The following is a 20,182-nucleotide window of genomic DNA, read 5'->3' as shown; positions in this document are numbered from 1 at the left end:
TATGACATTTCCAGACACACTTTACAAGCTATTTTCTGATAGTACGCGGCCTTTTCCCCATCATGGACATCTGCTTGGCCATCTGCTGCTTCTGGAGGACCGCCAAAGGCTCCAGGTGGAACTGCAGCCACATGTCGCCGTACCCTTTCATCTTCATCTTCTTGTTGTCGCGCAGCAGCTCCAGGTTCTGCTTGATGTTCTCGTCGCCCGGCAGCTTCCCCTGCCCCTTGGCCAGCACCTCGCAGGCCTTGGCGTGGTCGCCGCTCTCCTCCAGGCAGTAGGCGTACACGCTGTAGAGGAGCGACTCCTTGGGCGAGGCCATGACCGCCTTGTCGAAGGTCTCCTTCATCTTGTCCTGCTTGTTCCGCTTCATGTAGGTGATGCCCAGCATGGCCATGGTGACCCAGTTCTTGAAGAACCCCTTCTCCAGGTAGGGGAAGGCCGTCTTGAACTCGCGGCGCACGTAGTAGACCATGCCGATGGCGGAGTTGATCTGGCTCTCCACGTAGATCTGCCACTTGGCGTACTTGAGTGCCTCCTTCAGGTCGCGGATCCCCTTGTCGAAGCGCTGGGCCTGGATGTCCTTCATGGCGGGATCCATGATGGCCTGCAGTTTCTGGGTGACGATACGGGCGATCAGCAGGAAGCAGCCGGCGAAAACGAGCACGGCGGCCAGAAGTGCGGCCCACCAATAGTTGAACCCGGCACCGAGGGCGACGGCGAAGAAGACGATGACTGCGACTATGCCAGAGATTATGAAGTTATACATCGCTGTATCCTTTGAGGTTGGTTTCGGTTTTGGGGTTGGGTTGGGCTGGGCTACCCTTCGTCCTTGGCCACGTTCTTGGCGACGATGATCCGTTTGCCCGGCTTGAGGGCCACCCGCATCTTCAGGTTGTTCCAGGCGGAGAGTATGCGGGCGGTGACGTTGAAGCGCTTGGCGAGGGAGAACAGGGTGTCCCCCTTCTTGATGATGTAGTACTTGTTCTGCACTTCGGCCGCCTTGGGCTGCTCCTTGACCTCCGCCTTGGCGGCGGCTTTCTCCGGCTCGGCTGCAGCGATCTGCACCGGGATGGTCAGCACCCGGCCACGCAGCTTGGACTTCTTACCCAGGCTGTTCAGCTCCGCGATGGTCTGCGGGGTGGTGTTGAAGCGCCGGGCGATGGCGGCCAGGGTGTCGCTTCGCTTGGCGCGGTAGCGGACGTGGGTGACGGTCTCCTTGAAGCGCTCGTTCTCCGGGACCTTCGCGTACTCAACCTGGAAGAGCGCGGCGGTCCCGTTGGGGATCTTCAGCTCGTAGTCCGGGTAGTTGGGGGGGGTGGTGAGCCGGCGCAGTTCCGGGTTCAGGTCCCTGATGGTCTGGGTGCTGACGCCGCAGGCCTTGGCGACCACTTCGAGGTCGGTGCGCGAGGGGATCTTGACCACGTCGAACTCGATGGTCGGCAGGTACGCCACGTCGGCAAAGCCGTACTTGGCCGGTTCCTTGGCGATGATGGCGGCAGCGAGCAGCTTGGGGACGTAGTCCTTGGTCTCGCGCTTGAGGTAGCCCCCCTTGGTGAGCTCCCAGAAGTCGCGGCTGTTGTACATATTGATGGCACGCAGGATCTTGTTCTCGCCGGCGTTATATCCCGCCGCAGCCAGGTACCAGTCCTTGTTGAACATGCCGTAGAGTTCCTTGAGGTAGCGGGCAGCCGCCACCGTCGACTTCAAGGGGTCGCGCCGCTCGTCGATCCAGGGATCGATGCGCAGCGAGTAGGCCTTGCCGGTACCGGACATGAACTGCCACGGTCCCACCGCGCTCGCCACCGAGAGGGCGCGCGGAGAGAAGCCGCTCTCGATCATGGCGAGGTAGACCAGGTCTTCAGGCATCCCTTCCTTCTTCAGCACCGACTTCATCATGGGGATGTAGCGCTCGCTTCTGGAGAGCCACTTGGCAAAAGCGTTGTGACCGGAATCCTGGAAGTAGCGGATGAAATAGGAGACCTTGCTGTTGAAGGTGAGGGGGATGTCGGAATCGGGCAGCTCCTCCTCGGGGAGCTTCAGATCGAAGGCGTCGGTGGCCGCCTCCAGGCTGGGGTCGTCGGTCTCGGCGATCTCGCTGGGGGGGATGCCGAGCGCCCTGGAGAGCCCGGCCTCGGGGGTGGTGGCGGCCAGCATGACGCGGTCGCCGGCCTCGTGGCGGGTCTCGGCGAGGTACTGATGGTCGGCGCCGGAGCCGCCCGGCAGCTTGAACCCGAAGGCGGTACAGGGGACAAGCAGGGCTGCTATCAGGATGATGGCTTTCGTCATTAATTCCCTTAACGGCAGTACTCCGCACGGCGGGCGTGCAGGGACGTGCATCATAGCGGAATTTGGCGCAATTGTCAATTACGGGGGTTTCGGCGAGACATGAGACAGGAAAAGGCCCCCGGCCTAGGTGGGCCGGGAGCCTTTTGGATCGTTGTCGCGAGAGCCCCCTTTCAGGGTGACAGGGGGCCTCTTGGGGCACGCCCGCCGACTTGCACCGGCGGGCTAACTAGGGCAACCCTCTTTGCAGTGGGTTACGGGACGGATCATGAAGAAGTTAGTCCACATGTGGCGATCTCCTTTTTCCCTGTTAGATTTGCATCCCTCTCTGTGTCGTTCCCGGAGGATGTACCTAATATAATACCCGCCCTGTCCGATGTCAACCTGAGCCCCCTCAACTAATCGATGACACTTACTTTTTCTTTATCAACTTCAACAGCCAGCCGTCCTTGAGCTGCAATGCACCATGGGGACAAAGCTCGCGGCAACACATGCAGCGTATGCAGCGCTGGTAATCGAAGCGCAGCCGCCCCCCCTGCACGCGGATAGCTTTGGGAGGACAGGCGTTCACACAGATGCCGCACAGCTGGCAACTCCCCTCGATCATCTCAGGTCGCGAGGTGAGCTGGTTCTTGAGCCGGGTCTTCAGAAAGCGCGGCAGGCCGAACTGGACGTCGGAGAGGTGGGGCAGGCGCAGCGGCGGACATCCTGCTTCCTTGGGCTGAACTCCTACGCATTCGATCTCCTCTCTCCGGCAGCCGGGCAGGTCGAGAGCGCGGGCCGCCGTCTCGACGTAGAGAAGCTTGTTGGGAATGGCGGCCAACTCCGCGGCAACGACGTCGGCAGCCAGCGCGTTGTCACCGGCCAGCAGCACCCCGAAGGGGACGGGGTCGCCGCTTCCCGGACCGTTTCCCTCCATCGCCACCACGGCATCCACTATGTTGAGATCAGGCTCCCGCAACCGGTAGACCTCAAGGAGCATCCTGGCGAAGAAATCCTTGTCCGCCCCGGCCTTCAGGTGCCAGGCCGCCTTCTGAGTCCCGACCACCGCGCCGAACAGGTTCTTCACGCAGCAGGTCATGGTCATCATCTCGTGAGTTTTGAGTTTAGGGAGGTTGATCAAGCGGTCCGCCTCCAGGTAAGGCGTTGCCAGCTCGAACTCACGGAAGGTCCCGGTCCCCGCTATCGGCTTGGAGTCTGTGAAGGGGACGAATTGGGCGCCGGTCTCTTCGATCACCCGCAGCAGCCCGGAACGCTCTGCCACCTTGCGTGGGCTGCCGATGCCGGGAGAGTCGCCCACCAGGGGGGTGCCACCGGCCTCTTTGACCAATTCGATAACGGCGCGCAAAAGCTCCGGGTGGGTGGTGACCGCAGCCTCCGGCGGCTTGGCAGCCAGCATGTTCGGCTTGATCAGCACCCGCTCGCCCGGCTTCACGAAGCGCTCCATCCCGCCCAAAGGCTCCAGCAGCCGGACCAGGGCAGCCTTCACCAGTGCCCGATCGTACTCTGCAACGTTTTCGATGCTAACCCGATACATCATTCCTCCGCCCTCCCCTTTCCCCAACCAGCCCGCAATACGTCCCCCCCTTCAAGGGGAGGGACAGGGTGAGGATGGGGTTGTAAACCCTGCCCCACTTGGGTTATAGAGGAATACCATGAATCAAGCCATCGAGCAATTCTGCCAGTACATGGAGACCGAGCGAAACGTCTCGCTCCATACCGTTGCCGCCTACCGCAGCGACCTCACCCAGTTCGCCGCCTTCGTCGCCGGATCGGGAGGGGGCGTCGCCGTCGAAGAGGTCAACCACCTGCTGATCAGACGCTATCTGGCTCAACTGCACAAGGACCACACCAAGAGCTCCATCGGCCGCAAGCTCTCCGCCATCCGTGCCCTCTTCCGCTATCTTCTTCGGGAGGGGAGGCTTGAGAAGAACCCCGCGGAGGTGGTGGCCACTCCGAAAAAGGAAAAGAGGCTCCCTTTTCACCTGAATATCGATCAAGTGACCGCCTTGATGGAAGCACCCGGCCGCACGCCCGGACTCCCTCTGCGCGACCGGGCCGTGCTGGAAACCCTCTACTCCTGCGGCATCAGGGTGAGCGAGCTGACCGCCATGAACGTCGGCAGCCTCGATCTGGAAGGGGGACTTGCACGGGTATTGGGCAAGGGGGGCAAGGAGCGGATCGTGCCGGTGGGCCATTTTGCCAGCCAGGTGCTGGCGGAGTACCTCGACGAGCGCGGCAATCCCGGCCCCGGCGAAGCACTGATCCTCAACTCCCGCGGCGGCAGGCTGACCCGGCGCAGCGTGGCCAGGATCGTCGACCGCCACATGCTGCTGATCGCCGCCATGCGCAAGGTCTCCCCGCACACCCTGCGCCACACCTTCGCCACCCACCTCCTGGAGGGGGGAGCCGACCTGCGCGCCATCCAGGAACTCCTCGGCCACGCCTCCCTCTCCACCACCCAGAAGTACACACACGTCAGCATCGACCGGCTGATGGAGGTCTACGACAAGGCCCACCCCAAAGCACGGAAATAGCGTGCCTATCACGTCCGGATCTCCTCGCTAAAGCAGCAGGCATCTCCGTCCTCCCCCACCCCACAAACCCAGATGGAGACCCTGTTTTCATATCTCCCTCGCCACGAAAGAAGGTGATATAAAAGTAAAATCATGATACCTTGCCAACAAAATAACCTCAACGGTGCGATGAACCGCCCTCTGAAGTTCGACTGTGGCACCTGAGGTGCCCCGAGGTATCCATTTATCAATGCCTGGTACCATTGGGTCGTCGTTAACGAACCACTACCATTTCGATTTTTTGTGGGGGTAAAGTGCGATCATTGCCGCCGCTTCTGGCAATACTTTTGTTTGCCGTAAACACAGCGCACGGAAGCGCAAAGCAGAACGAGTTCGACTACACTACCCAGATCGGTACTGCTGAGGTCACCTCAAAAGGCCATGGTTGTCTGACTATTGTTAACCCAAAACTTCGTGAGAACCAACTGTTAAAGCTGGTCATCCTTGGGGAGACGCAAAAGGTTGTTGAGAACAGGACAGGGAAGAAGCTCAAATCAAGCTGTTCGAGGAATCCTGAGGTTTCCCCGAACGCTTCGTTCTATGAATTCCCCGCTGGGAAAGAACATTTTGGCTCTGCCATTGCGGTAGTGGGCTTCGCTGGAGACTTTAAGATAGTCAAAGGCGAAGTTCGAGCTGATCTCAACGGTGATGGGACCTCAGAATCTTTCCGGTCTTGCACCAGTTATGAAGGACTGCATCTGACCGTGTGGGCTGGAGACGCTTTGAAATCGAAGAGGCTGTGGCATGAATACTACTATCTTGGCTATGACCTCGAACCATCATGCAACCCTGCAGATTATAAGGACTGACGTGCAAGTAGAGACTGTCGAGGAGACGCTGCCAAACTCGTTTAGAAGCATGCTAGTATTTTGACTGGGTCTTCTCCCGTTCAGACACATCGGCAGCCCACTGGTTGATGCTTTTCCTCGAACTGCAGCAGCATCGACACCGGGGAACACAGGAGCATCAGAGGACCTGACCCGGTTTTGGGGTTATCGCGATCTTCACAAAGCGCGTTAACAGCTCACGGATTGAGATGCCGGGGCCTAGGAGGAGAAATGAATAGCAAATCGTCCGAAAACGCAGTGATGGATGCGGCGAGGTGGACCGGCGTCCGCAGGCGGCGGTGGTTCTTTTGGGGCTTGGTCGTCGTTTATATGCCGGCTATCGCCACGGCCCTGCACTTCACTGAGTCGATGCAGGTGGCGGGTATCCTGTTCCTGAGTTGGGCGATCCTGCTTATCATCGCGGTCTGCCTGGTCGCCACGGCCAAGTGCCCGGCCTGTGCGAATAACTTCTACATGCGGAACGGCTCTCTCTCCTTTTCCGCGCGATGTCGGCACTGCGGCCTCGTTGTCCGGGGTGAACCCGGCAGGGAGTAAACTCGTAAGTGCAACTACCTACGTAACTGCGATGGATCGCCATCGCCGCCTGCGCTCCCCCTCCCTAGCCCTCCCCGTTCGGGAGAGGGGACTTTCGGACAGGAAGCGTACCTTGTACCTCGGACGGAATTTTCGGACGAGAGGGGATCTCACTCGCTACCCCGCGCACAAAGAAAGAGGCCCCGCCGTTGCCGGCGGGGCCTCTTTTGTTGCGACACTTTTAACCTGCTGCTATTCGCAGAGGTCGATCTTCACATCCCAGTTCTTCAGCTTCATGGTGCCGTTGCGCTCAAGGTTGAGGTGCATCTTGAAGGCGCGATCCCACAGCTGCGGCTCGTGGCCCACTTTCCTCCTGAGGCAGTCGGCGGTGGCCATGTCGAGGTACTCGGTGAGCTGTGCTTTGTAGTCCGGGTGGGCGCACTTCTCGATGATGCGGCGGGCGCGATCCTTCGGTGCCATGCCCCTCAGGTCGGCCAGACCCTGCTCGGTAACCACGCAGTCGAGGTCGTGCTCGGTGTGGTCGATGTGCGAGCAGTGCGGCACGACGCAGGAGATACCGGTCGGGTCGGTCTTGCTCGGACGGGAGGACGGGGTGTGCATGATCTTCAGGAAGCCGTTCCTGAGGAAGTCGCCGGAGCCGCCCAGACCGTTGATCATACGGGTACCGCCGACCAGGGTGGAGTTGGCGTGAGCGTAGATGTCGATCTCGACCGGGGTGTTCATCGCGATGCAACCCAGACGACGGATCGGCTCGGGAGCGTTCGAGATGGCCAGCGGACGCAGGGTGATCTTGTCGAAGTACTTGTCCATGTTGGCGAAGAACTTCGGGAAGCCCTCGTTCTCGGACAGGGAGAGCGAGCAGGAGGAAGCCGCATCGAGCTTGCCGGAGTCGAACAGGTCGAGCATGGTGTCCTGCAGGACCTCGGTGTAGACGGTCAGGTTCTGGAAGGGGCCCTTGGCCAGGCCGCCGATGACGGCGTTGGCGATGGAGCCGACGCCGGACTGCAGCGGCAGCAGGTTCTTCGGCAGACGGCCGGCTTTCACCTCGAACTGGAAGAAGTCGATGATGTTGTTGGCGATCGCCTCGGAGGTGTCGTCCTGCTCGGCGAAGGCACGGCCCTTGTCGCGCAGCTTGGACTCGACCACGGCCACGATCTTGGAGGGATCGCAGGGGATGTAGGTGGTGCCGATCCTGGAGTTGGCCTTGGTGATGTTGAACACCTGGCGGTTCGGCGGGGTCAGCGAGGTGACGCAGTCGTGGATGCCTTCGAAGGAGGGCTGGCCGATGTTCACTTCGACGATGACCTTGTCGCAGATCATCAGGATTTCGTTGATGACGCCGCAGGAAGAAGTCGGGACCAGGCCGCCGTCTTCGGTGATGGCGGAGACTTCGATGATGGCGAGGTCAAGCTTGCCGGTCTCGGAGTCCTTGGTGTAGAAGCCGTAGCCGAGGTCCTGGGCGAACAGGGAGAGGTGCTTGTCGCCCATGCGGATGCGGCCTTCGTTGATGCCGGCTGCGATGTCCTTGCCGGTCTGGTACGGCCAGCGACGGTCGATCATGTCGAGCTGCGCCCAGCGGTTTTCGGTCTCAGCACCGACGGAGGCGCCGATGAAGAGATTGAACTTCATCTTGCCCTGCAGGTTGTTTTTCTCGACGTGGTCAGCCAGTGCGATGGGCACCACTTTCGGGTAACCGGCGGGGGTGAACCCGGACCAGCCGAGGTTCATACCGGGTTTGAAGAACTGGATGGTCTGTTCCGGCGACATCACCTTGTTAAGAAGGGACTTGCAACGTACGCGGTCTTGGAGTGTACCGTATTCCGACATATTCTTCCTCCTGTTGGGTTTTATTGTCTACAGACGAAGACAACTTTGGGTTGACAATACTGAGACTTTTTCTGTGACAGCCACTCACCCCGCTGTTTTGAAGCAAAACAGCGGGTCACACAAAGGTAAGACCGCGATTCCCCTGGCCGACTTCGGGGCCAGGGGAAAAAGCTCCGCACCTTCAGGAGCTGGTCAGGAAATTGTGGGTTCGGAAACAGCCGGTCGAGGGAGGGGTCAGCCACTCCACCGGAAAAACCCGGGGAATACCGGGTCTTGTATACAGTATGCAATCTAATCTGAACGGAGTCTCGCGTCAAGTTAAAAACGCTATTTGAAGAAAGAAACGTTTACGCTTTCGTCAAAAAAACCGTCTAACCCTTCTCAGGGATAGGATATTTCTTGGTCGCAGAAAATTTCCTTGCATAACGCGGCCATCCGACCTCAAAGAAAGACCGCGTCGCTTTGGCCACAGCCGTTTCGAACGCGGTTTTCTTTTTCCCTTCCCCGCGACCATCCTGAGGTGCTATTCCCCGCTGTCGTACGGGGGGTCCCTGCCTGCCGACAGCCGCTTCGCAGCGGTGGCTATTTTCTGCCTGATTCTTTGCTCGCCTGGTAGCCGATCCGCACCGCGCCCCAATGACGGTTTCCGATGTAGACCGGGGTGGAGAGGTCGTTCATGATCTCCCCGGTGTCCCGCATGTAGGTCTGCAGCAGGAACGGCTCAACGTTCTGAGCAGCCTTCAAACCCGTCTTGTCGTTGAACATCCGCTTGGTCCGGTTGTTGTTCCTGTCGAAGTCGGCATCGCCCGTCAGCTGCTTGCTGTAGCGGAGGTTGTGGCTGGCCACATAGCCGTTGTCGTCCACGCAGATCACGAAGAAAAGGGAACTCTGCCGCGCCAGGATCTCCTCCTGCACCGGTGACACAAACTGGTCGAAGAACCGGTCGAAGGAGGTGCTGTATTTCTGCGGCGAGGTGTTGGCCAGCGGGCGGTAGTTGCGGTCGAAGACATCGGCGAGGGTGATCCGGTTCTCGGCAATGCCGCGCTCGATCACCGAGACCAGGCGATCCCTCATCTCGGAGGCCAGCGCCTTGATCTGGTCGTGGCGGGTGCCGACGCTGAATCTCCCCACGGTCGAGAAGATCTTTTCGGCAACGCCGGTCAGCGCCGTAAAGGCCTGGTCGCTTTCCACCATGTCGCCGTGCACCGAGCTGGCCGATTCGGAAACGGCCTGCACCTTCTCCGAAATCTCGTTGGTGGTGGCGCTTTGCTCTTCGGTAGCCGAGGCGATCTGGCCGATCAGCTGCGCCGTCTCCCCTGCCAGCCCCAGGATCCGTTCCAGGCACTCCCTGGCGGCGGCCGATTTGGCGACCCCCTCTTCGACCCGGTCCTGTTCCTCGTTGATCAGGTGGACCGCCTCCCGGCTCTCCCCCTGGATGTTGATGATGATCTTGGCGATTTCCTTGGTGGAGGTGGCCGTCTTTTCGGACAGCATCTTCACTTCGTCGGCCACCACCGCGAAACCGCGGCCGTGCTCGCCCGCACGGGCAGCTTCGATGGCGGCGTTCAGGGCCAAAAGCTTGGTCTGGTCCGCGATGTCTTCGATGAGGTTGATGATGTTACCGATCTGGGTGGAGGAGGCCTCCAGTTTGCCGACCGTGTTGAGGGTGTTGGCCACGTTTGCCCTGACCGTCACGATACTCGCGCAGACGCCGTCCACCACGGCCATACCTTCGTTGGCAGCCTGGTCGACCTGCGCGGAAAACTCGGCCGCCTGCACGGTATTGCCGGCCACTACATTCAGAGTGGCCGCCATCTCCTCGGAAGCTACCGCCACCGTTTGCGAGCGCTCCTTCTGCTCGGAAGCCGAAACCACCGTTTTCTTGGTGAGGGTGGAGACCTCGCACAACGAAACGGAGATGCTTTCCGCCAGTTGGTAAAGGACCGTCACCGTTTCTCTGAGTTTGCCGATCAGCTGGTTGATGTGACCTGCCAAGGCGCCCAGTTCGTCCTCGGAGCGGACGGGGATCTCCTTGGTGAGATCGCCCTCCCCTTGCGCGATGTCCCTGAGCTTTTCCGAGAAGTCCTTGATGTCACGCACCAGGGTTCGCCTGAAGAACAGGTACATACTCAAAAGCATGGTGGCGAAGAAGCAAATGCCGGCTACCAGCAGCAGGGTTATCATGCGCACCGCGCTCTGATAGCCGTCCTCCATAGACGAGGTCATCAGCAAGGCGCCCCGGTACTTTTCGCCGGCATCGTGGCACTGCTTGCAGCGCTCCTCGTTCGCCAGCGGCACCACCGTCCGCAGGATATGGAGGCCGCCCTCCGTCTGCCTGGTCTCCAGCCGCCTGCCGGAGGCGAAGGCTTTCAACACCTCCGGATTGGCCGCAGCGGACGAATCGTCCTTGCCGTCGTTGTTGTAGATCTTCAGGTTGAAGCCGAACTGCTCCTTGGCGACCTTGGCCAGATTCACGACCGCCTTGGAATCTCCCTTCACCATGAACTCGCAGATCTCGTTTACCAGGACCTTGGACATGATGCGGCTGTTCTTCTGCTGCAGATCCATGCTTGCCTGGTACTGAAGCCAGATGGCCAGCACCCCCACCACGCTAAGGCCGACGAAGAGAGTGATCCCGATGATGGCGAGAATCTTGTGCATCACTTTGTGTTTGAACATCCTGCCTCCGACTTAGACAAAAGCTGCTGATGCGGTGGTTTATCGGCAGGAGTTGCAGCTACTTTAGCAGCCGGCAGCAGTTAAAACTTGCCAATCACATTGAATTAGCGATCACTTATACTAAAATACTGCGGAGGTTGTCATGCGGTTGGACTAGAGACAGTAGAAGCGAAGAACCGGAGAATCCTTGACTACGGTCAAGTACCGACTATCAGAGTCGTGGTATCGTTTAGTAAAAACAGCCCTCGGGAGGTGCAGGATGATCAACATGTCACATCAGGAGCTTTGCCAGCAACTGGTGCAGAATTCCAACGACGCCATCGTCTATTCTGACCGGGAGGGAAAGATCCGGCTCTGGAATGCCGGCGCCGAGGAGATGTTCGGATTTACCGCCGAGGAGGCGCTGGGGCAGTCTCTCGATATCTTCATACCGGAGAACCTGCGGGCCCGGCACTGGGACGGCTACTACAAGGTGATGGAAAGGGGAACCACCCGCTACGCCAAGGAAATGCTCAATGCCCCTGCTCTGCGCAAGGACGGGGACAGGATCTCGACGGAGTTTTCCATGATCATCATCAGAGACGCCGATGGTGAGATAGCCGGGACTGCGGCCATCATCCGGGACGTGACGGCGCGCTGGAACAAGGAGAAGGCCCTGCGGGCGCGACTGGCCGAATTGGAAAGGCAGGAGATCCACAGCGCCGGGGCGTGAAGCTCAGGAGCCAGGAGCTAGGGACTAGGCGCTAGTGAGTAGTGAGCAGGGAGTACGGAGTAGGGACGGGGACCGAGAAGGACTTTGCTCGGGATGACTGCAGGACCCAATGGGGCTAGGGACTGGAGACGGGGATGCTAACTAGCCCCTCGTCCCTAGCCCTTAGCCCCTGTTTTTTTAGATAATTCCCAAAATCGCCAGTACCGCGGGGATCAGGGCTATTATCGTCGCAATGACACAAACGACCGCCAGGAAACGATGCAGGTTATTGTCTGGGCTGCGCTCACGGTAGCCGAGGAGCTTGCCGAGCAGCACCCCTCCCACCGCCCCGCCGCCGTGCCCCCAGTTGTTGATCCCCGGCATGATGAGACCGAAGACGGCCAGGCTGATCAGCCAGCCGCTCACCTCCTTGGAAACGGCGGTGCCGTACCTGCCGCCGCGACTCTTGCCGAAATAGAAGAGAGCTCCGATCAGGCCGCAGACCGAGGCGGAGGCGCCGATGGTGAGGGGAACCCCGGCGAAGCAGGAGGCGAGATAGCCGATCACGCCGGTGAGGGTGTAGATGACGAACATCCGGCTGGTCCCGTACTCCGCGCTCACCCATGGTCCGATCTGTCGCAGGGCCATCATGTTGAAGAAGATGTGCAGTAGCCCGCCGTGCAGGTAGCTCGCCGAAATGAGTGTCCAGTAGCGCCCCATCTCGAAGACCGGCATGGTGCCTGTTGCTCCTAGAAGCAACAGGCTGCGGTCGTCCGGGGAAAGGAACCGGAGCGGGCTCATCATGAAGCCGCGATGCCGGCTGACCAGCAGCGAGATGATGTAAACCGCAACGTTGGCGACGATGATTGCCCGCACCACAACATCACCGTCAGGGTTCCGACGCGCCCAGGCGGTGAGTTTGGCGAACAGGCCGGGGCGTCTGGCACCGCACCATGGACAGGTCCGATGTGCGGGATCGAAGAGGCGTCCGCAACTGGGGCAGGAGAGATAGCGTTCGGTCATCCTTTACTGCCCTTCCAGAAGAAGACGCCCCGGGTCCTCCAGGTAGTGCAGGACCTTGCCCAGGAAGCGGGCGGCGTAGGCGCCATCGGTTGCACGATGGTCGAAGGTGAGGGAAAGCGGCAGGATCTTCCTGATGGCGATCTGGCCGCGGTGCACCCAGGGGCGTTCCACGATGCGGCCGAAGCCGAGGATGGCGACGTCCGGCCAGTTGATGATGGGGGTGGCGAAGGTGCCGCCGAAATGGCCGTAGTTGGTGATGGTGAAGGAGCTGCCGCGGAGGTCCTCCAGCGAGATGGTCCTCTCGCGCGCCTTGCGCCCCAGTTCCTGGATCTCCTCGGCCAGCTCGATGAAGTTCTTCTTGTCGACGTTGCGGATCACCGGCACCATCAGCCCCTCCGGGGTATCCACGGCGATCCCGAAGTTGTACTCCTTTTTCAAAAGGATCATCTCTGCGGCGTCGTCAATGGCGGCGTTCAGCAGCGGATGCTCCTTGAGGGCGTGCTGAGCGGCCTTCATGAAAAACGGCAGGAAGGTCAGGTGGGTGCCACGGGACTCCACCTCGCCCTGCTCCCGCATCCTCATCTCCCAGATTTCAGTGATGTCGACCTCTTCCATGCTGGTAACGAAGGCGGTCGTGCACTGGGAGACCAGCACGTTGCGGGCGATGGTGCGTCGCAAGCCGCGCAGCGGGATCTGCTCCTCATTGCCGGTCAGCGCCATGCGGGCCCTGACCTGGGCCTGCACCTCCGAACAGATCCTCATGCGCGCAGGAACCGCCTGGCTCTCCAGGTCCTCCGGTCTGATGCAGCCGCGCGGGCCGCTCCCCTGGATGGTGCTGAGGTCGAGCCCCCTCTCCCGCGCAAGCTTCCTTACCATCGGGGTGGCCAGCCCCTGGAAGGGGTAATGCTGCTGCGCGGCCTCGCGCCGGGCTGGCTGCGCCGCTGCCTCTTGCTGTGCCGCCTCGTGCGTCTCCTCCGCCTCGGGCAGAGAGCCGACGATCCCCACCGATGGCCTGCGTTGCGGCGCCTCTTCTGCCGGAGCCGACTCGCCCTCCGCCCTCTGCCCGGCAGGCTCCGGCGGCGCCTCCGCCCGGGGATGCCCCGCCGGCGTCTCCTGTGCCTCGTCGATGGTCAGCAACGTCTCGCCGACCTGGACGGTCTCCCCTTCCTGCCGATGGATGCGCCCCACCACGCCCGAGCGGGGTGAGGGAACCTCGACCACGGCCTTGTCGGTCTCCACCTCCAGCACACCCTGGTGCTGGGAGATCAGGTCCCCCTCCTTCACCAGCCACTTGCGCAGCTCTACCTCGGCGATCCCTTCGCCCAGATCCGGGAGTTTAAAATCAAATGACATAGCATGACCTCGTTAGGTATTGCATCGGCTGCAAACTTGATTGGGATAGAACCGTTGGAAAAGCGTCAGGACGCGTGGACAGGGAGCAGTTCAGTATTTCAGCACCTCTTCCAGCGCGGCTTGGATCTGCTTGGACGAGGGGAGGTAATGATCCATAAGCCTCGCCAGCGGGACCGGCACGTCGGGCGCCGTCACCCTCAGGATCGGCCCCCGCAGGTGCAGGATGGCCTCTTCGGCGATGGTCGCAGCGATCTCGGCGCCCAGCCCGCAGCTCTTCACCGCCTCGTGTACCACCACCACCCGCCCGGTCTTCTTGACCGAGGACAGCACCGTCTCGAAATCGATCGGGTTCACCGTCATCAGGTCGATCACCTCGGCGTCGTACTTGTCCACCGACTTGAGCACCCGCTCCAGCATGCTCCCCCAGGCGATCACGGTCACCGCGCCGCCCGGTTTCGCCACCCGCGCCCGTCCCAGCTCCACGACGTAGTCCCCTTCCGGCACCTCCTCCTTCAGCATCCGGTAGAGCCTGGTCGGCTCCAGGAAGAGGACCGGGTCCGGATCGCGTAGCGAGGCGAGCAGGAGCCCCTTCGCGTTGTAGGGTCCGGAGGGGATCACCACCTTGAGCCCGGGATTCTGGCAGAAGAGGGCTTCCGTGCTTTCCTCGTGCAGTTCGGGGGCCTTGATCCCTCCGCCATAGGGGGTACGGACCACCAGCGGACAGCTGAAACGCCCGCGGGAGCGGGAGCGAAGGCGCGCGGCGTGGGCGAACAGCTGCTCGAAGGCGGAGTAGGTGAAGCCCATGAACTGTATTTCCGGTACCGGGCGCAGGCCGTAGGCCGCCATGCCGACCGCGGTACCCATGATCACCGATTCGGCGAGCGGCGTATCGATCACCCGCTCGGAGCCGAAGCGATCCTGGAGCCCCTCGGTCACCCGGAACACGCCGCCGTCCCGACCCACGTCCTCCCCCAGCAGCACGATACGGTCGTCGCGCTCCATCTCCTGGGCCAGCGCCTGGTTGATCGCCTGCACCATGTTCAGTTGCGCCATGTCAACGTCCCTTCCTTTCCGCTTCCTGCCGCGGAGTCAAGCTCGCCAGGGCGCCGTCGAACAGCTCGGCCGCCGCCGGCAGCGGGATGGCCTCCATCTGCTGGACAGCCGCGTCGATCACGCCGGTGGCCCGCTCCTTGACCTCCTTCCCCTTCGGGGCGTCCCAGAGCCGCCGCCCCTCGAGGAAGCGCTCCAGCCTGAGGATGGGGTCCTTCGCCCGCCACTTGGCCACCTCTTCCGGCGAGCGGTAGCGCCCGGCGTCGTCGGCCGTGGTGTGATCAGCCATCCGGTAGGTAAGGCACTCGATGAAGGTGGGCCCGCCGCCGCTGCGCGCCTTTTCCAGCGCCTGTTTGGCGGCGCGGTACACCGCGAAGACATCGTTGCCGTCCACCTGGACTCCTTCGAAGCCGTAGGCAACCGCCTTCTGGGCCAGGGAAGCGGAGGCGGTCTGGGTCTTGAGGGGAACCGAGATGGCCCACTGGTTGTTCTGGCAGATGAAGACGACGGGGAGCTTGAACACGCCCGCCATGTTCATCCCTTCGTGGAAGTCTCCCTTGGAGGTGGCACCGTCCCCGAAAAAGGTGACCACGGCGATGGGGTCTTTCCGGTAGCGTGCACCCATGGCGGCACCGACGGCGTGGGGGATCTGGCTGCCGACCGCGACGCAGAAGGGGAAGATATTGAACTCGGGTGGCACCTTTTGGGCCCGCTCGTCACCGGTCCAGTACTGGAAAAGCTGGGGGATCGGGAAACCGAGGGTGAGGTGGACCCCCATCTCCCGGAAGGAGGGAAACAGCCAGTCAGTGGGGGACATGGCGAGGGCGGTGCCGATCTGCACCGCCTCCTGTCCCATCACCGGCGGGTAGGTGCCGATACGCCCTTCTCTCTGCAGGGCGACCGCCCGCTCGTCGAAGGTGCGGGCGAGCACCATCGCCTCGTACATCCGCCAAATCTCCTGGTCGGAAAGCGGCGGCATCAGCGACTCATCGACTTGGCCGTTCTCATCAAGAACGCTCAGCCGGCACACCTCGAAAGTAGCGATTATCTGTTGGGGCATGGTGATCGCTCTGGCTTTAATGTGATGTCATCCAATGAGAAAAGTGTAGACGACACTCTTACGTTGTCAAAGGGGCGGTCTCATTCGCGCCGCCGCTCCGGATCTCCAATGAGAGGCCTCCAAACGACGCAGCCGGGCCTCAGGTCCCCTCCCCGTCTCACCTTTTCTTGATCTTCCCGTAGATCACCGGCACCAGCGCAAACAGCCCCAGCAACGCAAAGGAGCCGAGCACCCGCGCTGATGCCACGTCCCGCAACGAGTTGATGGAAGCGAGGCTCGCTCCGGCGTTCACGTAGACGAAGCCGCCCGGGATGATGCCGACCAGGGTACCGATCACGAAGGTGCCCAGGGGAAGGCGGGTGAGTCCCGCCGCCAGGTTGATCAGGAAAAACGGAAAGAGCGGCACCAGCCTGAGAAAGAGGAGGTAGTTGAAGCCGCGGGACTCAAGCTCCCGGTTGAGCCCCTCCAGCTTCGGCCCGAAGCGGTCGAGGACGAGGTCCCGCAGCAGGTAGCGCGCGACCAGAAAGGCAAGGGTGGCGCCGATGGTGGCTGCGATGACGGCATAGACGGTGCCGAGGAGGGATCCGAAGACGGCGCCGGCGGCCAGCGAGAGGATGGCGGCTCCCGGAAGGGAGAGCGCCGTCTGGGCGATGTAGATCGCCATGAAGAGCGCGACCGTCCCCCCCGGATGAGCTACGTAGTAGGCGGCAAGAGTGGCACGGTTCGCCTTGAGGGAATCAAGGGTCAGGTAACGGCCGAGGTCGAAGTAGAAGAAGATCCCGATCGCCAGCACGGCGACCAGGAACAGCAGCAGTTTTTTCAGGTTCATCAATCAGCCTCGTCAAGCGTACCCTCCCCTTCACGAGGAGGGACAGGGTGAGGATGGGGTAAATGGATTTTCCTACCGTCTCTGCAACCTGAGCCACCACTCCAGCAGCCTCTTGACCCGCGGTGTCAGCCGTGTCCTGTTGTAAGCGTCGGCCAGCTTCTTGATTGCCTCACCTTGGGTGGGATATGGGTGGATGGTCTTGCCGATGGCGGAGATGCCGAGCCCGGAGGAGATGGCCAGCGACAGCTCGTTGATCATCTCTCCGGCGTGACGGGCCACGATGGTTGCACCAAGGATGCGATCGGTCCCCTTCTTCAGGTGGACACGTGCGAAACCGTCCGTTTCACCGTCCAGTACCGCGCGGTCCACATCCGAGAGCGGCACCGTCAGGGTAAAGACCTCCATCCCCTTGGCGGTCGCCTCAGCCTCGTACAGCCCCACATGCGCAATCTCCGGGTCGGTATAGGTGCACCAGGGGATGGTGAGCGCGCTGTTCTTCTGCCGCCCCATGAAGAGAGCATTGGCGATCAGGACCCGCGCCTGCGCATCAGCCACATGGGTGAACTTGTAGCGCGAGCAGATGTCGCCTGCCGCGTACACCCGGGGATTGGTGGTCTGCAGGGTATCGCTCACCTTGACACCGTCCTGGTCATAATCGATGCCCGCCGACTCCAGCCCCACTCCTTCCACGTTGGGAGCGCGTCCGATGCCGACCAGCACGGCGTCCACCGCAAGCTCCAGCCTGCTTCCGTCCCGATCCAACAGCAGCACCTTGTCGGCACCGCGGCTCTCCACCCGCTCGATCTTCACCCCGAACTCGATGGTGATTCCCTCGGCAAGGAAAGCCTTCTGCAGGATGGCAGCTGCATCCCGGTCTTCCCGCCCGAGGATCTGGCTTCCCCGCTCCAGCACGGTGACCTTGCTGCCGAAGCGCGCAAAGGCCTGGGCAAGCTCGCAACCGATGGGCCCCGAGCCGACCACCGCCAGTCGACGGGGCAATTCCGTCAGCGAGAAGACGGTTTCGTTGGTGAGGTAGCCGGCCTCGGCAAGCCCCGGGATCGACGGCGCGGCCGCGCGCGCACCTGTGCAGAGTGCTGCCTTGGTGAAAGAGAGCTTGCGTCCCTCGACCTCGACCGAGTCAGGCCCGATGAATTTCGCCTCTCCCAGGTAGACATCGACACCGAGCTCATCGCGGAAGCGTCGGGCGGAATCGTGCGGGCTGAGGGCGGCCCGCAGCCGTCGCATCCGCTCCATCGCCATCGGGAAGTCGGCGCCGACTTCGTTCCCGCCCCGTACACCGAACTGCGCACTGGAAGTGGCATCGAAGACGGCACGTGACGCACGGATCAAACCCTTCGATGGGACGCAGCCGACGTTGAGGCAGTCTCCGCCCAACAAATGCTTCTCGACAAGAGCGACCTTGGCACCCAGCCCCGCCGCGCCGGCGGCGCAGACCAGCCCCGCGGTGCCGCCTCCGATCACCACGAGGTTGTAACGGCCCGACGGCACCGGGTTGATCCAGTCCGAAGGGCGGACATTCTCAGAGAGAATCCTGTTTTCTTCAGTATCAGGTGTCAGCACCAGCCACCTCTCACCAATCTGCCTCCACTTCCCGTGCTCCATCCGAACATCTCCGGATCAATAGCGCCTCTTCCTCGGATATCCCAAGTGAAAGCAGGAACTGATGGTGGGCCTCCGGAGCCCGTATTTCAAATTCCGCATGCCACTTCATCATAGCAGCCTCGTCCATCCCTTGCATGCCGACTACTCACAGGGAGCTGCACTGACCCCTTGCCTTCCTGGAGAAGATAGGAATCTATGCCCCTTGACAGGTGTAAACTATTTGTTTACAGTTTGCTCCATGATCGCATCCTTTGCCAATAAGGAAACTGAGAGGCTCTTTGCGACGGGAAAGTCAAAAAAACTCCCTCCGGATATCATGCCACGTGCGATCATGCGCTTGACACAATTGGACAACGCACGCGAGGTCACTGACTTGCGAATGCCACCGTCAAACCGGCTTGAAGCCCTTTCAGGCAACAGGGCAGGCCAGTGGAGTATCAGAATCAACGACCAGTGGCGCATTTGTTTTTCGTTCGTAAATGGTGATGCAACAGCAGTCGAAATAACGGATTACCACTAAGGAGTTCCCATGTCGATTACAAATGGCCTGCCGTCCATACATCCTGGCGTATTCTTGAAGGAGTTACTTGACGAACTTCACATCTCCCAGAACGCTTTCGCAAAAGTGATCGGTGTTTCTCCCATGCGGGTTTCGCATGTCATCAAAGGAACACGGCCCGTCACTGCAGAGTTGGCGCTACTTTTCGGCAAAGCCTTTAATCAGACCCCCACCTACTGGATGAATCTGCAAACGACCTATGATCTAAAGACGGCCGAAAAGGCGCTCGCCTTAAAGGTACGGCAAGTTCATCCACTTTCGCAGGCTGCATAGCTGAGGGGAAGTGGGCTGCGGGGACGGTTCTTCATATCTTCGTTCTGAGGATCACCACCCGGCCAAATGTGAAGATGTGAATAACGCTTTTCTGAAGGCCTTTCTCCCTGTAGGCCACTCTCCAAGCCGGTGCAGATTAACACGCTCAGTTAGCGCATATCAATTGATATTTCCTCTGAAAAAAGGAAGGACTGATCGGCAAATAGACAAGCAAAAACCCGCTAAACCTGAATTACAAGTTTAGCGGGTGTGTATGAAGTCCCTGCTCATATGCCAGCTCTCAGGAATAATGTATATCCTTCAGCGGGAACTGTCGCCTCCTTCACGATCTGGGAGATCGACACCCCGATTTTTATATCTTCACAGTCTTATAGAGGAAGTTCTTGAACCTGAAAAACCTTTTCCTCTCTTCCTCGTCCTCCTGGACGTTGCCGTTCACGGCTTTGAGATGCCTGGCTATCTCGGGCATGCTCTTGCCGGCGGCGGCGCGGCTTTGGTCGACCACCATGCAGACCACATCCCTGGAGATCCGGCTCTGCGAGTACGGCTCGTAGACTGCTTCCCAGAAGTCCTTTCCTGCCGCGATCTCCCTCATGATGCCGCCGGCCACCTCTTCGGCGAGCCGCTCGGAGACGGGCGCGGGCTGGCCGCGCATGCCGTCGCGGATCGCGCGCCGGATGTCGTCGCCGTTGATCACCTTGCCGCTTCTGAAAAACATCGCCCGCAACAGGATACTGCGCAGCTCGCGGATGTTTCCCTTGTAGTTGTGGCTGACCAGCGCCTCCTTGGCGTCCTTGGAGAGGCTCGGGGAGTCGTCGCGCCCTTCCTCTTCGCGCCCGCGGTAGGTCCGGTAGAGCTTGCCGAGGAAGTGGGTGGCGAGGTCGGGGATGTCCTCGCGCCGCTCGTTCAGGGAGGGCACCACCACGGAGAGCTCGGTGAGCCGGTGGTAGAGGTCCTCGCGGAAGTTGCCC

Annotated in this window: 18 protein-coding genes; 6 read left to right on the top strand and 12 right to left on the bottom strand. The window is 60.9% G+C overall.

Going from position 1 to position 20,182, the window contains the following annotated elements:
- Positions 1-28 precede the first annotated feature (28 nt).
- The 3 genes from VJ604_RS09410 to VJ604_RS09400 form a co-directional block, all read right to left on the bottom strand.
- Positions 29-769: a hypothetical protein gene (locus tag VJ604_RS09410; RefSeq protein ID WP_324081893.1), complete on the bottom strand. Its 741-nt coding sequence runs from the start codon at positions 767-769 to the stop codon at positions 29-31.
- Positions 770-819: 50 nt separating this feature from the next.
- Complete coding sequence (locus VJ604_RS09405) at positions 820-2,289, bottom strand: lytic transglycosylase domain-containing protein (protein ID WP_324081891.1); 1,470 nt, start codon at positions 2,287-2,289, stop codon at positions 820-822.
- A 409-nt stretch (positions 2,290-2,698) separates the two neighbouring features.
- On the bottom strand, positions 2,699-3,823 hold the full coding sequence (locus VJ604_RS09400) for a DUF362 domain-containing protein (RefSeq protein WP_324081912.1): 1,125 nt from the start codon (positions 3,821-3,823) through the stop codon (positions 2,699-2,701).
- Between the two features lie 118 nt (positions 3,824-3,941).
- On the opposite strand from VJ604_RS09400, the gene xerC reads away from it, so the two are divergent.
- The 3 genes from xerC to VJ604_RS09385 all read left to right on the top strand — a co-directional run bounded on the left by xerC (position 3,942) and on the right by VJ604_RS09385 (position 6,244).
- On the top strand, positions 3,942-4,823 hold the full coding sequence (gene xerC, locus VJ604_RS09395) for a tyrosine recombinase XerC (RefSeq protein WP_324081889.1): 882 nt from the start codon (positions 3,942-3,944) through the stop codon (positions 4,821-4,823).
- 302 nt (positions 4,824-5,125) lie between these two features.
- Positions 5,126-5,671: a hypothetical protein gene (locus VJ604_RS09390; protein WP_324081887.1), complete on the top strand. Its 546-nt coding sequence runs from the start codon at positions 5,126-5,128 to the stop codon at positions 5,669-5,671.
- A 249-nt stretch (positions 5,672-5,920) separates the two neighbouring features.
- Positions 5,921-6,244 (top strand): hypothetical protein, encoded by a 324-nt coding sequence (locus tag VJ604_RS09385; RefSeq protein WP_324081885.1) that lies wholly within the window; start codon positions 5,921-5,923, stop codon positions 6,242-6,244.
- A gap of 231 nt (positions 6,245-6,475) precedes the next feature.
- Here VJ604_RS09385 and scpC read toward each other — a convergent pair whose 3' ends face one another.
- Together scpC and VJ604_RS09375 are read right to left on the bottom strand one after the other, a co-directional pair.
- Positions 6,476-8,071 (bottom strand): succinyl-CoA:acetate CoA-transferase ScpC, encoded by a 1,596-nt coding sequence (scpC, locus tag VJ604_RS09380; RefSeq protein ID WP_324081884.1) that lies wholly within the window; start codon positions 8,069-8,071, stop codon positions 6,476-6,478.
- Between the two features lie 582 nt (positions 8,072-8,653).
- Complete coding sequence (locus VJ604_RS09375; protein ID WP_324081883.1) at positions 8,654-10,750, bottom strand: methyl-accepting chemotaxis protein; 2,097 nt, start codon at positions 10,748-10,750, stop codon at positions 8,654-8,656.
- Between the two features lie 259 nt (positions 10,751-11,009).
- Between VJ604_RS09375 and VJ604_RS09370 the strand changes: the two genes are divergently transcribed.
- Positions 11,010-11,462 carry a PAS domain-containing protein gene (locus VJ604_RS09370; RefSeq protein WP_324081881.1) on the top strand — a complete coding sequence of 151 codons (453 nt, stop codon included), beginning with the start codon at positions 11,010-11,012 and terminating at the stop codon, positions 11,460-11,462.
- A gap of 177 nt (positions 11,463-11,639) precedes the next feature.
- On the opposite strand, the gene VJ604_RS09365 is transcribed toward VJ604_RS09370, so the two are convergent.
- The 6 genes from VJ604_RS09365 to VJ604_RS09340 form a co-directional block, all read right to left on the bottom strand.
- The gene (locus tag VJ604_RS09365) at positions 11,640-12,464 is read right to left on the bottom strand and encodes a rhomboid family intramembrane serine protease (protein ID WP_324081879.1); all 825 of its coding nucleotides are present in this window, start codon (positions 12,462-12,464) and stop codon (positions 11,640-11,642) included.
- A gap of 3 nt (positions 12,465-12,467) precedes the next feature.
- A complete protein-coding gene (locus tag VJ604_RS09360) occupies positions 12,468-13,817 on the bottom strand; it encodes a dihydrolipoamide acetyltransferase family protein (RefSeq protein WP_324081876.1) in 1,350 nt (449 codons plus the stop codon).
- 90 nt (positions 13,818-13,907) lie between these two features.
- Positions 13,908-14,870 (bottom strand): alpha-ketoacid dehydrogenase subunit beta, encoded by a 963-nt coding sequence (locus tag VJ604_RS09355; RefSeq protein ID WP_324081875.1) that lies wholly within the window; start codon positions 14,868-14,870, stop codon positions 13,908-13,910.
- Between the two features lies 1 nt (position 14,871).
- On the bottom strand, positions 14,872-15,927 hold the full coding sequence (gene pdhA, locus VJ604_RS09350) for a pyruvate dehydrogenase (acetyl-transferring) E1 component subunit alpha (protein WP_324081873.1): 1,056 nt from the start codon (positions 15,925-15,927) through the stop codon (positions 14,872-14,874).
- 157 nt (positions 15,928-16,084) lie between these two features.
- Positions 16,085-16,756, bottom strand: coding sequence for a TVP38/TMEM64 family protein (locus tag VJ604_RS09345; protein WP_324081871.1), 672 nt, complete (start codon positions 16,754-16,756; stop codon positions 16,085-16,087).
- A gap of 72 nt (positions 16,757-16,828) precedes the next feature.
- Positions 16,829-18,379 (bottom strand): mercuric reductase, encoded by a 1,551-nt coding sequence (locus VJ604_RS09340; protein ID WP_324081869.1) that lies wholly within the window; start codon positions 18,377-18,379, stop codon positions 16,829-16,831.
- 61 nt (positions 18,380-18,440) lie between these two features.
- Between VJ604_RS09340 and VJ604_RS19415 the strand changes: the two genes are divergently transcribed.
- Positions 18,441-18,899, top strand: a complete 459-nt coding sequence (locus VJ604_RS19415; RefSeq protein WP_324081867.1) for a type II toxin-antitoxin system RelE/ParE family toxin — start codon at positions 18,441-18,443, stop codon at positions 18,897-18,899.
- Positions 18,900-18,908: 9 nt separating this feature from the next.
- Positions 18,909-19,211, top strand: coding sequence for a HigA family addiction module antitoxin (locus tag VJ604_RS09330; RefSeq protein WP_324081865.1), 303 nt, complete (start codon positions 18,909-18,911; stop codon positions 19,209-19,211).
- A gap of 352 nt (positions 19,212-19,563) precedes the next feature.
- Here VJ604_RS09330 and VJ604_RS09325 read toward each other — a convergent pair.
- A partial coding sequence (locus VJ604_RS09325) for an AAA-type ATPase lid domain-containing protein (protein ID WP_518517908.1) occupies positions 19,564-20,182 on the bottom strand: 619 nt, incomplete at its 5' end.

Source organism: Geomonas sp. (assembly GCF_035254065.1).
Classification (GTDB): Bacteria; Desulfobacterota; Desulfuromonadia; order Geobacterales; family Geobacteraceae; genus Geomonas.
The sequence above is the reverse complement of the archived record's forward strand: the minus strand, read 5'-3'. Positions and strand labels throughout refer to the sequence as shown.

Coding starts and splice junctions, on each gene's coding strand:
- VJ604_RS09410 (WP_324081893.1), bottom strand. CDS start 769: ATGTATAACTTCATAATCTCTGGCATAGTCGCAGTCATCGTCTTCTTC.
- VJ604_RS09405 (WP_324081891.1), bottom strand. CDS start 2,289: ATGACGAAAGCCATCATCCTGATAGCAGCCCTGCTTGTCCCCTGTACC.
- VJ604_RS09400 (WP_324081912.1), bottom strand. CDS start 3,823: ATGTATCGGGTTAGCATCGAAAACGTTGCAGAGTACGATCGGGCACTG.
- xerC (WP_324081889.1), top strand. CDS start 3,942: ATGAATCAAGCCATCGAGCAATTCTGCCAGTACATGGAGACCGAGCGA.
- VJ604_RS09385 (WP_324081885.1), top strand. CDS start 5,921: ATGAATAGCAAATCGTCCGAAAACGCAGTGATGGATGCGGCGAGGTGG.
- scpC (WP_324081884.1), bottom strand. CDS start 8,071: ATGTCGGAATACGGTACACTCCAAGACCGCGTACGTTGCAAGTCCCTT.
- VJ604_RS09375 (WP_324081883.1), bottom strand. CDS start 10,750: ATGTTCAAACACAAAGTGATGCACAAGATTCTCGCCATCATCGGGATC.
- VJ604_RS09370 (WP_324081881.1), top strand. CDS start 11,010: ATGATCAACATGTCACATCAGGAGCTTTGCCAGCAACTGGTGCAGAAT.
- VJ604_RS09365 (WP_324081879.1), bottom strand. CDS start 12,464: ATGACCGAACGCTATCTCTCCTGCCCCAGTTGCGGACGCCTCTTCGAT.
- VJ604_RS09360 (WP_324081876.1), bottom strand. CDS start 13,817: ATGTCATTTGATTTTAAACTCCCGGATCTGGGCGAAGGGATCGCCGAG.
- VJ604_RS09355 (WP_324081875.1), bottom strand. CDS start 14,870: ATGGCGCAACTGAACATGGTGCAGGCGATCAACCAGGCGCTGGCCCAG.
- pdhA (WP_324081873.1), bottom strand. CDS start 15,927: ATGCCCCAACAGATAATCGCTACTTTCGAGGTGTGCCGGCTGAGCGTT.
- VJ604_RS09345 (WP_324081871.1), bottom strand. CDS start 16,756: ATGAACCTGAAAAAACTGCTGCTGTTCCTGGTCGCCGTGCTGGCGATC.
- VJ604_RS09340 (WP_324081869.1), bottom strand. CDS start 18,379: ATGGAGCACGGGAAGTGGAGGCAGATTGGTGAGAGGTGGCTGGTGCTG.
- VJ604_RS19415 (WP_324081867.1), top strand. CDS start 18,441: ATGGTGGGCCTCCGGAGCCCGTATTTCAAATTCCGCATGCCACTTCAT.
- VJ604_RS09330 (WP_324081865.1), top strand. CDS start 18,909: ATGTCGATTACAAATGGCCTGCCGTCCATACATCCTGGCGTATTCTTG.